Raw genomic sequence first — 13,538 nt, 5'->3', positions numbered from 1 at the left:
AGGCTTAATGTTGCCAGAAGCGATGGTTACAGGGTAGCCTCATGCGTTATTTTCCCCAGGATGATTCCCGACCCGAACGATTTTACAGGAGCTTTAATGCCTAACATTACCTGGTGCGATCTGCCTGAAGATGTTTCTTTGTGGCCTGGTTTACCCCTTTCATTAAGTGGTGACGAGGTGATGCCACTGGATTACCACGCAGGCCGTAGCGGCTGGCTGCTGTACGGTCGCGGGTTGGATAAGCAGCGCTTAACGCAGTACCAGAGCAAGCTGGGCGCGGCGATGGTGATCGTGGCGGCCTGGTGCGTCGAAGATTATCAGGTGATTCGTCTGGCGGGTTCCTTAACGCCGCGCGCGACGAAGCTGGCGCACGGTGCCGGGCTGGACGTCGCGCCGCTGGGCAAAATTCCGCATCTGCGTACGCCAGGCCTGCTGGTTATGGATATGGATTCGACGGCGATTCAGATTGAATGCATCGATGAAATCGCGAAGCTGGCCGGGACGGGCGAAATGGTTGCGGAAGTCACGGAACGCGCGATGCGCGGCGAACTGGATTTTACCGCCAGTTTACGCAGCCGTGTGGCGACGCTGAAAGGCGCGGATGCCGATATTCTGCGCCAGGTGCGCGAGAATTTGCCGTTGATGCCGGGTCTGACGCAACTGGTGCTGAAGCTGGAAACGCTCGGCTGGAAAGTGGCGATCGCCTCCGGCGGGTTTACCTTTTTTGCGGAATACCTGCGTGAAAAGCTGCGTTTAACCACGGTGGTGGCGAACGAGCTGGAGATCATCGACGGGAAATTTACCGGCAATGTCATTGGCGATATCGTCGATGCCCAGTACAAAGCTAACACGCTGACCCGCCTGGCGCAGGAGTATGAAATTCCCGTGGCGCAGACGGTGGCGATTGGCGATGGCGCTAACGATCTGCCGATGATTAAAGCGGCCGGGCTGGGGATTGCGTACCACGCCAAACCGAAAGTGAATGAAAAGACGGAAATCACGATTCGTCACGCTGACCTGATGGGGGTGTTCTGCATTCTCTCCGGCAGTATGAATCAAAAATGATTGAATTGCCCGATGGCGCAGGGCCTACGGGAAAGTGACTGTAGGCCGGATAAGCGCCAGCGCCATCCGGCAACTGCATGAAATAAAGAGGTAAACCGTGGCAAAAGCTCCAAAACGCGCCTTTGTTTGTAATGAATGCGGGGCCGATTATCCGCGCTGGCAGGGGCAATGCAGCGCCTGTCATGCCTGGAACACCATCACCGAGGTGCGTCTTGCCGCGTCGCCAACGGTGGCGCGTAATGAGCGACTCAGCGGCTATGCCGGTAACGCAGGCGTGGCAAAGGTGCAGAAATTGTCTGACATCAGCCTTGAGGAGCTGCCGCGTTTTTCCACCGGGTTTAAAGAGTTCGACCGTGTGCTGGGCGGCGGTGTCGTGCCCGGCAGCGCCATCCTGATTGGCGGCAACCCCGGTGCGGGGAAATCCACGCTGCTGCTGCAAACGCTTTGCAAACTGGCCGAGCAGATGAAAACCCTGTACGTCACGGGCGAAGAATCCCTGCAACAGGTAGCGATGCGCGCGCATCGGCTGGGATTGCCGACGGCTAACATGAATATGCTGTCAGAAACCAGTATTGAACAGATCTGCCTGATTGCGGAAGAAGAACAACCGAAGCTGATGGTGATCGACTCCATCCAGGTGATGCATATGGCGGATATCCAGTCCTCGCCGGGCAGCGTGGCCCAGGTGCGTGAGACGGCCGCTTACCTGACGCGCTTTGCCAAAACGCGCGGCGTGGCTATCGTGATGGTTGGTCATGTAACCAAAGACGGCTCGCTGGCTGGCCCGAAGGTGCTGGAGCACTGCATTGACTGCTCGGTGCTATTGGATGGCGACGCTGACTCCCGCTTTCGCACGCTGCGTAGCCATAAAAACCGTTTTGGCGCGGTAAACGAGCTGGGCGTTTTTGCGATGACGGAACAGGGGCTGCGTGAAGTCAGCAACCCGTCCGCAATTTTCTTAAGCCGTGGCGATGAGGTGACTTCCGGCAGTTCGGTCATGGTGGTGTGGGAAGGGACGCGCCCGCTGCTGGTAGAAATTCAGGCGCTGGTCGATCACTCGATGATGGCGAATCCGCGTCGCGTGGCGGTCGGTCTGGAACAAAACCGTCTGGCGATCCTGCTGGCGGTGCTGCACCGTCATGGCGGATTGCAGATGGCCGATCAGGATGTATTCGTCAATGTCGTGGGCGGCGTGAAGGTCACGGAGACCAGCGCGGATCTCGCGCTATTGCTGGCGATGGTCTCCAGCCTGCGCGACAGGCCGCTGCCGCAGGATCTGGTGGTGTTTGGCGAAGTGGGGCTGGCAGGGGAAATTCGCCCGGTGCCCAGCGGTCAGGAACGTATTTCTGAAGCGGCTAAACACGGTTTCCGCCGCGCTATCGTACCAGCTGCCAACGTGCCGAAAAAGCCGCCGGAAGGGATGCAGGTTTTTGGCGTTAAAAAGCTTGCGGATGCGTTAAGTGTGTTTGACGACTTATAATCATCTGTATGTACTGATGTTGTATAATTTGCCGGATAGCGACGCAGTGCGTCTTATCCGGCCTACGGATTGATGTTGTAGGCCTGATAAGCGAAGCGCCATCAGGCATTGTTACGCGTTTTTTAGCAGGAGGCTCTTGTGTCATCGTTCGACTATCTCAAAACCGCGATCAAGCAAAAGGGGTGTACCCTGCAACAGGTGGCGGATGCCAGCGGCATGACCAAAGGGTATTTGAGCCAACTTCTGAACGCGAAGATTAAAAGCCCCAGTGCGCAAAAGCTGGAGGCGCTGCATCGTTTTTTGGGGCTGGAGTTTCCCCGGCAGCGGAAAAACATCGGCGTGGTGTTTGGCAAGTTCTACCCCCTGCATACCGGGCATATCTATTTGATTCAGCGCGCCTGTAGCCAGGTGGATGAACTGCATATCATTATGGGTTATGACGATACCCGTGACCGCGAACTGTTTGAAGACAGCGCCATGTCGCAACAGCCTACCGTGTCGGATCGTCTGCGTTGGCTACTACAGACCTTTAAATATCAGAAGAATATTCGTATTCATGCCTTCAATGAGGAAGGGATGGAGCCGTACCCGCACGGCTGGGATGTGTGGAGCAACGGCATCAAAGCCTTTATGGAAGAGAAGGGGATTCAGCCCAACTGGATCTACACGTCCGAGGAAGCCGATGCGCCGCAGTATCTCGAACACCTGGCTATTGAAACGGTGCTGGTCGATCCGAAACGAACCTTTATGAGTATCAGCGGGGCGCAGATCCGTGAAAACCCGTTCCGCTACTGGGAATACATTCCGACGGAAGTGAAGCCCTTTTTCGTGCGCACCGTGGCGATATTAGGCGGAGAGTCGAGCGGGAAATCCACGCTGGTGAACAAGCTCGCCAATATTTTTAATACCACCAGCGCGTGGGAGTACGGGCGCGACTATGTCTTCTCGCATCTGGGCGGTGACGAGATGGCGTTACAGTATTCCGATTACGATAAGATCGCGCTGGGCCATGCACAATATATTGATTTTGCGGTGAAATACGCCAATAAAGTGGCCTTTATCGATACCGATTTCGTTACCACGCAGGCCTTTTGTAAAAAATACGAAGGGCGCGAGCATCCGTTTGTACAGGCGTTGATCGATGAATACCGCTTTGATCTGGTGATCCTGCTGGAGAACAATACGCCCTGGGTCGCGGATGGGTTACGGAGTCTGGGCAGTTCGGTGGATCGTAAAGAGTTCCAGAATCTGCTGGTGGATATGCTGCGGGAGAACAACATCAATTTCGTCCACGTAGAAGAGGCCGATTACGATGGTCGATTTTTGCGCTGCGTGGAGTTAGTGAAAGAGATGATGGGCGAGCAGGGTTAAGCCTGAAGCGCCGGATGGCGGCCTACAAGGTGTAGGCCGGATAAGTCTGTAGGCCGGATAAGCGTAGCGCCATCCGGCATCTGATACATTACTTAGCGATACGCTTGTACTTGATACGCTTCGGCTCCAGCGCGTCGGCGCCCAGCGTGCGTTTCTTGTACTCTTCGTACTCGGTGAAGTTACCTTCGAAGAACTCCACTTTGCCTTCATCCTGGTAATCCAGAATGTGCGTGGCGATACGGTCGAGGAACCAACGGTCGTGCGAGATAACCATTGCACAGCCCGGGAACTCCAGCAGGGCGTTTTCCAGCGCGCGCAGGGTTTCGATATCCAGGTCGTTGGTCGGTTCATCGAGCAGCAGCATATTGCCGCCAACCTGCAACAGCTTCGCCAGATGCAGACGACCGCGCTCACCGCCGGACAGTTCGCCCACGCGTTTACCTTGATCGACGCCTTTGAAGTTAAAGCGGCCCACATAGGCGCGGCTTGGCATTTCGGTGTTGCCGATCTTCATGATATCCAGCCCGCCGGAAACTTCTTCCCACACGGTTTTGCTGTTATCCATCGCGTCACGGAACTGGTCAACGGAAGCCAGTTTTACGGTTTCCCCCAGCGTGATGGTGCCGCTATCCGGCTGTTCCTGACCGGACATCATGCGGAACAGGGTGGATTTACCCGCGCCGTTCGGACCGATGATGCCGACAATCGCGCCTTTCGGTACTGAGAAGCTGAGATCGTCGATCAGCAGGCGATCGCCGTAGGATTTACGCAGGTTGCTGACTTCAACGACCTTGTCGCCCAGACGTGGTCCAGGTGGAATAAACAGTTCGTTGGTTTCGTTACGTTTCTGGTATTCGGTGCTGTTCAGCTCTTCAAAGCGCGCCAGACGGGCTTTGCCTTTAGACTGACGGCCTTTAGTACCCTGACGCACCCACTCCAGCTCTTTCTCAATGGATTTACGGCGGGCCGCTTCCTGAGAGGCTTCCTGCGCCAGACGCTGATCTTTCTGTTCCAGCCAGGAGGAGTAGTTGCCTTCCCACGGGATCCCTTCGCCACGGTCAAGTTCGAGGATCCAGCCCGCCACGTTGTCGAGGAAGTAACGGTCGTGGGTAATCGCCACAACGGTGCCTTCGAAGTCGTGCAGGAAGCGTTCCAGCCACGCGACGGATTCCGCATCCAGGTGGTTGGTCGGTTCGTCGAGCAGCAGCATGTCCGGTTTTTCCAGCAGCAGACGGCACAGCGCGACGCGGCGGCGCTCACCACCGGAAAGATTCGCGATTTTGGCATCCCAGTCCGGCAGACGCAGGGCGTCAGCGGCGCGCTCCAGCTGTACGTTCAGGTTGTGGCCGTCATGCGCCTGGATGATCTCTTCCAGCTTGCCCTGTTCGGCGGCCAGCTTGTCAAAGTCCGCATCTGGATCGGCGTACAGCGCGTACACTTCATCCAGACGTTTCAGGGCGCCGACCACTTCGGCCACCGCCTCTTCGATCGATTCGCGAACGGTGTGTTCAGGGGTGAGCTGAGGTTCCTGCGGCAGGTAGCCAATTTTGATGCCTGGCTGTGGGCGAGCTTCGCCCTCAATATCTGTATCGATGCCAGCCATAATGCGCAGCAGGGTAGACTTACCGGCGCCGTTCAGACCCAGTACGCCGATTTTCGCCCCAGGGAAGAAGCTCAGCGAGATGTTTTTCAAAATATGACGTTTCGGCGGAACCACTTTGCCGACACGATGCATGGTATAAACGAATTGAGCCACGTTGGACTTCGCCTCTATAGGTTTATCGTGATGAAGAATAATTTTCAAAGGCGAAGTGTAGCCTTTTTCCCGGGCTAATCCCAGCCAGCAACTCTCACTCGCAATAAAAGTAAAAAAGTGTCCGTAACGTGGCGCATTTAGCAATGTCTGGTTAGCATAAATTCATTACGCGGCATGATGCTGCATTGATGTATTACGACAAGAGGAAGAGCTTGTGGACAAAGCCAAACCATTTACCTGGCGTCTTATCGCCGCCAGCGTATGCCTGCTGACGGTAAGTCAGGCGGCGCGAGCGGATTCTCTGGATGAGCAGCGCAATCGCTATGCGCAAATCAAACAGGCCTGGGATAACCGACAGATGGATGTCGTTGAGCAGATGATGCCTGGCCTGAAGAATTACCCGCTGTATCCCTATCTTGAGTATCGCCAGATCACCGACGATCTGATGAACCAGCCTGCGGTCACCGTTACCCAGTTTGTGCGCGCCAACCCTACGCTTCCTCCTGCGCGTACGCTGCAATCGCGTTTCGTTAATGAGCTGGCGCGTCGTGAAGACTGGCGTGGACTGCTAGCGTTCAGCCCCGAGAAGCCGGGCACCACCGAAGCGCAATGTAATTACTACTACGCGAAATGGAATACCGGGCAGACGGAAGAGGCCTGGCAGGGGGCGAAAGCGCTTTGGCTGACCGGGAAAAGCCAGCCGAACGCCTGTGACAAACTGTTCAGCGTCTGGCGTGCTTCTGGCACCCAGGACCCGCTGGCCTGGCTGGAGCGCATCCGCCTGGCGATGAAAGCAGGCAACACGGGGCTGGTAACGGTGCTGGCCGGACAGATGCCTGCGCAGTACCAGACCATTGCTTCGGCGATCATCGCGCTGGCGAACGATCCCAATAGCGTGATGACTTTTGCACGTACGACCGGCGCGACCGATTTTACCCGTCAGATGGCGGCAGTGGCCTTTGCCAGCGTCGCGCGTCAGGACGCAGAGAATGCGCGTTTGATGATCCCGTCACTGGTGCAGGCCCAACAGCTTAATGAGGAGCAAACTCAGGAACTGCGCGATATCGTCGCCTGGCGGCTGATGGGGAACGATGTGACCGATGCGCAGGCGAAGTGGCGCGATGATGCGATTATGCGCTCGCAATCCACCACGCTGGTGGAACGCCGCGTGCGGATGGCGCTGGGCACCGGCGATCGGCGTGGGCTGAATACCTGGCTTGCCCGACTGCCGATGGAAGCGAAGGAGAAGGATGAATGGCGCTACTGGCAGGCGGATTTGTTGCTTGAGCGCGGGCGTGAGGCAGAGGCAAAAGAGATCCTCCATGCGCTGATGCAACAGCGTGGTTTCTACCCGATGGTCGCCGCGCAAAAGCTGGGTGAAGCGTATGTGCTGAAGATCGACAAAGCGCCGACGACAGTGGACGCTTCGCTTACGCAGGGCGCGGAAATGGCGCGAGTCCGCGAACTGATGTACTGGAACCTGGATAATACGGCGCGTAGCGAGTGGGCGAATCTGGTCTCCAGCAGGACGAAGTCGGAGCAGGCGCAGCTGGCGCGTTATGCCTTCAATAACCACTGGTGGGATCTGAGCGTGCAGGCGACGATCGCAGGGAAACTGTGGGATCATCTGGAAGAGCGTTTCCCGCTGGCGTACAAGGATCTTTTCGCCCGTTACACTGGCGGCAAAGCGATCTCGCAAAGTTACGCTATGGCGATTGCGCGTCAGGAGAGCGCCTGGAATCCGAAAGTGAAATCCCCGGTAGGGGCCAGCGGTCTGATGCAAGTTATGCCGGGCACGGCGACGCATACGGTGAAAATGTTCTCGATACCGGGCTACAGCAGCCCCAGCCAGCTGCTTGACCCGGAGACGAACATCAACATTGGCACCAGTTATCTGCAATACGTTTATCAACAGTTTGGTAATAACCGTATTTTCTCTTCAGCGGCTTACAATGCCGGGCCGGGGCGCGTTCGTACCTGGCTTGGCAATAGCGCAGGGCGCATCGACGCCGTCGCGTTTGTTGAAAGTATTCCGTTCTCAGAAACGCGGGGCTACGTGAAGAACGTGCTGGCTTATGATGCCTACTATCGCTACTTCATGGGCGATAAACCAACGTTGATGAATGACGCAGAATGGCAGCGCCGTTACTGATCGCATCGGTTATGTTATGCTATCGTACTCGTTAAAGAGTACAATCGGGGGAGGCAGATACGTTTCCCCCTGCAACGATGGCGACATTCTATGACTCAGCAATCACCCTATTCAGCAGCGATGGCAGAACAGCGTCACCAGGAGTGGTTACGCTTTGTTGAGCTGCTCAAGCACGCTTGTGCGGAAGACCTGCATCTTCCCTTACTCAATTTGATGCTGACGCCGGATGAGCGTGAGGCGCTGGGAACGCGCGTGCGTATCATTGAAGAGTTGTTACGCGGTGAAATGAGCCAGCGCGAGCTTAAAAATGAGCTGGGGGCGGGCATAGCCACCATTACGCGCGGTTCCAACAGCCTGAAGTCCGCACCGGTAGAGTTACGCCAGTGGCTGGAGCAGGTGTTGCTCAAGAGCGAAAGGTAATTTCGCCTGATGGCGCTACGCTTATCAGGCCTACAGGAATGATGAACGTAGGCCGGATAAGGCGAAGCCGTCATCCGGCGTGGATCGCGGCCCTACCGATACACCGCATTATGAAACGGACTGAGCGCCAGAATCACCGCCTGGTGATAAACGCTGGAGCGGGTCAGTTTTCCGGCGGTAAACACCCCGATAGCCCCCTCTTTACGGCCAATCTCATCAATACCGGTATACTGCGACATCACCGGGCCGAGCGCTTCGCCCTGACGAACTTTTTCAAGGATAACCGCAGGAAGCGGCAGCGTTGCCGATCGCGCCTCGCCTCGCTGGGCGGCATTCTCTATTACCACCCAACTGAACGTACTGTCATCATCAATCCCCGCTTCGATAGCCACCCAAAAATCGGCCTGAGGACGCAGACAGCGCGCATTTTCTACCCGATTCCGTGCGCCAGCGCGCGTTTCCTGACTTCCAAAAGGTTGTTCCGGCACGCCGCTCTCGACGGAGACGGACTCAATATGGCAGGATCCCTCACCGAAAATCTCGTTAAATGCTTGCAGAATTGCCTGAATTTTAGCGGGATTGGTGGTTGCTGAGACAACATGGTGCATAATCAGAATTACTCAGAAATGAATGTCATCGCAGTATAACGGATAAAAAGCATGTTACAGGTATACCTTGTTCGCCACGGTGAAACGCAGTGGAACGCCGAGCGACGTATTCAAGGCCAGTCTGACAGTCCGCTGACCGCTAAAGGTGAGCAACAAGCTATGCAAGTGGGAGAACGCGCCAGAACGCTCGGCATCACCCATATCGTCAGTAGCGATCTCGGTCGCACCCGCCGCACGGCTGAAATCATCGCCCAGGCATGCGGTTGCGATATCACTTTCGACGCCCGTCTGCGTGAGCTGGACATGGGCGTGCTGGAAAAACGGCACATCGACACCCTCACCGAAGAAGAAGAGAACTGGCGTCGCCAGTTAGTGAACGGCACGGTTGACGGGCGCATTCCTGATGGCGAATCCATGCAGGAACTGAGCGATCGCGTCAATGCCGCTCTCGCTTCCTGTCTGGAACTGCCGCAGGGCAGCCGCCCGCTGCTGGTCAGTCACGGTATCGCGCTGGGTTGCCTGGTCAGCACCATTCTGGGATTACCGGCCTGGGCGGAGCGTCGGTTACGTCTGCGTAATTGCTCTATTTCCCGCGTCGATTATCAGGAAAGTTTGTGGCTGGCGCCTGGTTGGGTCGTTGAAACGGCAGGGGACGTCTCGCATCTCGATGCCCCTGCGTTAGATGAGCTACAGCGTTAACGGCGAACGGGGATCAGGAATTCGCAACGCAGGTTAATAGGGCGACCGCCTGTTTTGGCATCTTCTGCCGGGTAGTATCGCTCTATATCCTGCCCTTTACGGCGGGTCAGGTTCAGCATCGGCATACAGGTGCCGTATACCGTCAGGATAAACTCCTGTACCCCGGTTCCTAAACCTTCGTAGGTGAACATCACATATTCGCCGCCCTGTAGGGTAACAGGCTGCGCTGACGGCACATACCCGTTGGCATGTTCTTGCGGTAGCGCGGTGGTGTAGAACACCTCCTGTTCGTCATCTTTCTCCAGGCTGGGGCGCGTTTCGTTAAGGCCGTAGAGCAGCGGAGGAATCGTTGGCGCCTGGCTGAGAAAGTCTTGCCAGAACTGTACGCGCATTTCGTGTCGAAAATCGGAGATTTGCTCCAGCGAACAGGAATAGCTCTGGGTGGTGCCGAGCAGTTGCGTATCTTCCAGGGTGACAAACTGATGCTCAGGCATGGCGAACTCACCCAGACGCATCGGCGGACGAATGCCAAAGGCGCTCCATTCTGGAGAACGGCGATATAACGCCGGCGTCTGAGAGAACTGCTTTTTAAACGCGCGGGTAAAGGTTTGCTGAGAATCGAAGCGGTACTGCAACGCGATATCCAGAATCGGACGTGCCGTCAGGCGCAGGGCCACGGCGGATTTAGATAAGCGGCGAGCGCGGATGTAAGCGCCAATAGCATGGCCCGTCACGTCCTTAAACATTCTTTGCAGGTGCCACTTGGAATAACCTGCTTTTGCCGCCACATTGTCAAGCGACAGAGGCTGATCCAGATGGCCTTCCAGCCAGGTTAAGAGGTCGCGAATAATGCCAGCCTGATCCATAAAATATCCTCATCCTTTCCACAACGAGCACCTGACATCAGGTAAGTGGATAATAGCATTTTTTGCTGTTTTAGCATTCGGTGTTTTTTTTGCTCATCTGTGCTTTTTTGGGGCACACTAAAGCATGATTATTCTAATCCTGTGATCTGTAAACAGTTTATCCAGACGTGTCGAATAATTGCGCAGTGTAACTTTTATGAATGGTAACAATATGAAATACAAGAGCTTAATACTTTCCTCAATTCTGTTGATGCTGGGGCAGTTTGCGCATGCAGAACAGGTAGGTTCCGTCGATACCGTATTTAAAATGTTTGGGCCTGACCATAAAATCGTCGTCGAAGCGTTTGACGATCCCGACGTCAAAAATGTGACGTGCTATGTAAGTCGGGCGAAAACGGGGGGGATTAAAGGCGGCCTGGGACTGGCCGAAGATACCTCCGACGCGGCGATCTCCTGTCAGCAGGTAGGGCCGATTGAGCTGAGCGATAAAATTAAGAACGGGAAAGCGCAAGGGGATGTCGTTTTCCAGAAACGCACGTCGCTGGTGTTTAAAAAATTACAGGTCGTGCGTTTTTATGATGCCAAACGCAATACGCTGGCGTATCTGGCCTATTCTGACAAGGTCGTTGAAGGGTCGCCAAAAAATGCCATAAGCGCGGTGCCCGTTATGCCGTGGCGGTAACGTTCCTGACGCGTCATCTGGAAGTGATTCCCGTTATGGTCGGATAAGTCATTGACAGACAATAAAAAACGGCGCGTTTTGCGCCGTTTTTGCTGCCGGTGGTAACCGATTAGTCCTGTAGATCACCGCAGAAACGGTAACCTTCACCGTGAATGGTCGCGATGATTTCCGGGGTATCCGGCGTGGATTCGAAATGCTTACGAATACGACGGATAGTCACGTCAACAGTACGGTCATGCGGCTTCAGCTCGCGACCGGTCATTTTCTTCAGCAGTTCTGCACGAGACTGGATCTTGCCCGGGTTCTCGCAGAAGTGAAGCATGGCGCGGAATTCGCTGCGTGGCAGTTTGTACTGCTCACCATCTGGGCCGATCAAAGAACGGCTGTTGATGTCGAGTTCCCAACCGTTGAACTTGTAGCTTTCGACGCTACGGCGCTCTTCACTGACCGTACCCAGATTCATAGTACGGGACAGCAGGTTGCGCGCACGGATAGTCAGTTCGCGTGGGTTAAACGGCTTGGTGATGTAATCGTCTGCGCCGATTTCGAGGCCGAGGATTTTATCGACTTCGTTATCGCGGCCAGTCAGGAACATCAACGCAACGTTAGCCTGTTCGCGCAGTTCACGCGCTAACAGAAGACCGTTTTTCCCTGGCAGGTTGATATCCATGATCACCAGGTTGATGTCATATTCAGAGAGGATCTGATGCATTTCCGCGCCATCTGTCGCTTCGAATACATCATAGCCTTCCGCTTCGAAAATACTTTTCAACGTGTTGCGTGTTACCAACTCGTCTTCAACGATAAGAATGTGCGGGGTCTGCATGTTTGCTACCTAAATTGCCAACTAAATCGAAACAGGAAGTACAAAAGTCCCTGACCTGCCTGATGCATGTCGCAAATTAACATGATCGGCGTAACATGACTAAAGTACGTAATTGCGTTCTTGATGCACTTTCCATCAACGTCAACAACATCATTAGCTTGGTCGTGGGTACTTTCCCTTTGGACCCGACAGTGTCAAAAACGGCTGTCATCCTAACCATTTTAACAGCAACATAACAGGCTAAGACGTACCGGACACCCAATAAAACTACGCTTCGTTGACATATATCAAGTTCAATTGTAGCACGTTAACAGTTTGATGAAATCATCGTATCCAAATGCTAGCGTTCATCACAAATTTGCAATAATCCAACTAGTTGCGCATGCCAACTAATAAATGTAATGAATCCAATAGGTGTGATTCATTCTAAATTAAATTATCCTAAATAAACAGAAGGATATGTAGTATTTCTTAACATAAAACGCAATAGTAAAGATAAGAAATAGTTTAGTGCCTTTTACTGAATGTGAAATGGTTTTTCAACGATTTTCGTTAAAAAATTGTAAATTCGTGCTGCGTAATATGTTGACATTGGTCACATTATTGCCAGCGGCTGGTCAAAAAGAGAATCGAAATGCGTGTAACAATTATTCTGGTCGCGCCGGCCAGAGCGGAAAATATTGGCGCGGCGGCACGGGCAATGAAGACGATGGGGTTTGGCGATATGCGTATTGTCGACAGCCAGGCGCACCTGGAGCCAGCGACCCGTTGGGTCGCACATGGTTCCGCTGATGTTATTGATAATATTAGTGTTTATCCAACGCTGGCGGAAGCGCTGCACGATGTTGATTTCACTGTCGCCACCACGGCCCGCAGTCGCGCGAAGTTCCACTACTACGCAACGCCCGTAGAACTGCTGCCGCTGTTGCAGGAAAAATCGCAGTGGATGAACCATGCGGCGCTGGTTTTTGGCCGGGAAGATTCGGGCCTGACGAATGAAGAACTGGCGCTGGCGGATGTTTTAACCGGCGTGCCAATGGTTGCTGATTATCCTTCACTCAATTTAGGGCAGGCAGTAATGGTGTATTGCTATCAATTAGCAGGCTTAATGCAACAACCGGCGAAACAAACAGAGGCGACTGACGCGCCTCAATTGCAGGCGTTACGCACACGCGTTTCACAGTTACTGGCGACGCTGGATGTCGCTGATGACATCAAACTGGCGGACTGGCTGCAACAACGACTGGGGTTGTCAGGGCAGCGCGACACGGCCATGCTGCACCGTTTATTGCATGATATTGAGAAAAATATAACAAAATAAAATCTTGTTGAATTGCTTGATGTGAGATTTTAAATCTGGTTTCAAGAGGTTGCTTCATTCCGTATTGGTTGAAAATAAATGCGCAAGCAGCAGCTCGTGAACATGTTGCGGAATGTGATCAAATTAAAAATTTATTGAATTAGGTCACGAGATACTTTAACCCTTTAAAGATACAAGACAGACAGATAATAATTACAGAGTACACAACATCCATGAATCGCATCAGCACCACCATTACCACAACCATCACCATTACCACAGGTAACGGTGCGGGCTGACGCGTACAGGAAAC

14 protein-coding genes and 1 other annotated feature (1 of these 15 cut by a window edge) are annotated in these 13,538 nt (G+C 54.1%); of the genes, 10 read left to right on the top strand and 4 right to left on the bottom strand.

Annotated elements, in window-relative coordinates; genetic code table 11:
• The first annotated feature begins 96 nt into the window (after positions 1-96).
• The 3 genes from serB to nadR all read left to right on the top strand — a co-directional run bounded on the left by serB (position 97) and on the right by nadR (position 3,916).
• Positions 97-1,065, top strand: coding sequence for a phosphoserine phosphatase (serB, locus tag OGV79_RS01045; RefSeq protein WP_047459052.1), 969 nt, complete (start codon positions 97-99; stop codon positions 1,063-1,065).
• A 97-nt stretch (positions 1,066-1,162) separates the two neighbouring features.
• Positions 1,163-2,545: a DNA repair protein RadA gene (radA, locus tag OGV79_RS01040; RefSeq protein WP_024130728.1), complete on the top strand. Its 1,383-nt coding sequence runs from the start codon at positions 1,163-1,165 to the stop codon at positions 2,543-2,545.
• 138 nt (positions 2,546-2,683) lie between these two features.
• Positions 2,684-3,916 (top strand): multifunctional transcriptional regulator/nicotinamide-nucleotide adenylyltransferase/ribosylnicotinamide kinase NadR, encoded by a 1,233-nt coding sequence (gene nadR, locus OGV79_RS01035; protein WP_012134180.1) that lies wholly within the window; start codon positions 2,684-2,686, stop codon positions 3,914-3,916.
• An 88-nt stretch (positions 3,917-4,004) separates the two neighbouring features.
• On the opposite strand, the gene ettA is transcribed toward nadR, so the two are convergent.
• On the bottom strand, positions 4,005-5,672 hold the full coding sequence (ettA, locus tag OGV79_RS01030; RefSeq protein ID WP_024130727.1) for an energy-dependent translational throttle protein EttA: 1,668 nt from the start codon (positions 5,670-5,672) through the stop codon (positions 4,005-4,007).
• A 214-nt stretch (positions 5,673-5,886) separates the two neighbouring features.
• On the opposite strand from ettA, the gene sltY reads away from it, so the two are divergent.
• Together sltY and trpR are read left to right on the top strand one after the other, a co-directional pair.
• Positions 5,887-7,824, top strand: a complete 1,938-nt coding sequence (gene sltY / locus OGV79_RS01025) for a murein transglycosylase (protein ID WP_012134178.1) — start codon at positions 5,887-5,889, stop codon at positions 7,822-7,824.
• 90 nt (positions 7,825-7,914) lie between these two features.
• Entirely contained in the window at positions 7,915-8,244 is a 330-nt protein-coding gene (gene trpR, locus OGV79_RS01020; RefSeq protein ID WP_024130726.1) for a trp operon repressor, read from the top strand.
• Positions 8,245-8,336: 92 nt separating this feature from the next.
• On the opposite strand, the gene yjjX is transcribed toward trpR, so the two are convergent.
• On the bottom strand, positions 8,337-8,852 hold the full coding sequence (gene yjjX, locus OGV79_RS01015; RefSeq protein WP_012134176.1) for an inosine/xanthosine triphosphatase: 516 nt from the start codon (positions 8,850-8,852) through the stop codon (positions 8,337-8,339).
• Between the two features lie 51 nt (positions 8,853-8,903).
• Here yjjX and gpmB point away from each other — a divergent pair, with 51 nt between their 5' ends.
• A complete protein-coding gene (gpmB, locus tag OGV79_RS01010) occupies positions 8,904-9,551 on the top strand; it encodes a 2,3-diphosphoglycerate-dependent phosphoglycerate mutase GpmB (protein ID WP_012134175.1) in 648 nt (215 codons plus the stop codon).
• On the opposite strand, the gene robA is transcribed toward gpmB, so the two are convergent.
• Entirely contained in the window at positions 9,548-10,417 is an 870-nt protein-coding gene (gene robA / locus OGV79_RS01005; protein ID WP_012134174.1) for an MDR efflux pump AcrAB transcriptional activator RobA, read from the bottom strand. The genes gpmB and robA overlap by 4 nt on opposite strands.
• Before the next feature lie 211 nt (positions 10,418-10,628).
• Between robA and creA the strand changes: the two genes are divergently transcribed.
• Positions 10,629-11,099, top strand: coding sequence for a protein CreA (creA, locus tag OGV79_RS01000; RefSeq protein ID WP_024130725.1), 471 nt, complete (start codon positions 10,629-10,631; stop codon positions 11,097-11,099).
• A gap of 109 nt (positions 11,100-11,208) precedes the next feature.
• On the opposite strand, the gene arcA is transcribed toward creA, so the two are convergent.
• A complete protein-coding gene (arcA, locus tag OGV79_RS00995; protein ID WP_001194359.1) occupies positions 11,209-11,925 on the bottom strand; it encodes a two-component system response regulator ArcA in 717 nt (238 codons plus the stop codon).
• 95 nt (positions 11,926-12,020) lie between these two features.
• Here arcA and yjjY point away from each other — a divergent pair, with 95 nt between their 5' ends.
• The 3 genes from yjjY (at position 12,021) to thrL (ending at position 13,524) form a co-directional block, all read left to right on the top strand.
• Positions 12,021-12,161, top strand: a complete 141-nt coding sequence (gene yjjY, locus OGV79_RS00990; protein ID WP_001541509.1) for a YjjY family protein — start codon at positions 12,021-12,023, stop codon at positions 12,159-12,161.
• 398 nt (positions 12,162-12,559) lie between these two features.
• Positions 12,560-13,246, top strand: a complete 687-nt coding sequence (locus OGV79_RS00985; RefSeq protein ID WP_286466670.1) for a tRNA/rRNA methyltransferase — start codon at positions 12,560-12,562, stop codon at positions 13,244-13,246.
• A gap of 212 nt (positions 13,247-13,458) precedes the next feature.
• Complete coding sequence (gene thrL / locus OGV79_RS00980) at positions 13,459-13,524, top strand: thr operon leader peptide (RefSeq protein ID WP_060815970.1); 66 nt, start codon at positions 13,459-13,461, stop codon at positions 13,522-13,524.
• Positions 13,460-13,538: a sequence feature (Thr leader region), on the top strand (it continues 42 nt past the right edge of the window). It overlaps the preceding gene by 65 nt.

The sequence above is a fragment of the Citrobacter sp. CK185 genome (assembly GCF_030333565.1).
Lineage (GTDB): Bacteria > Pseudomonadota > Gammaproteobacteria > Enterobacterales > Enterobacteriaceae > Citrobacter_B > Citrobacter_B koseri.
The sequence above is the reverse complement of the archived record's forward strand: the minus strand, read 5'-3'. Positions and strand labels throughout refer to the sequence as shown.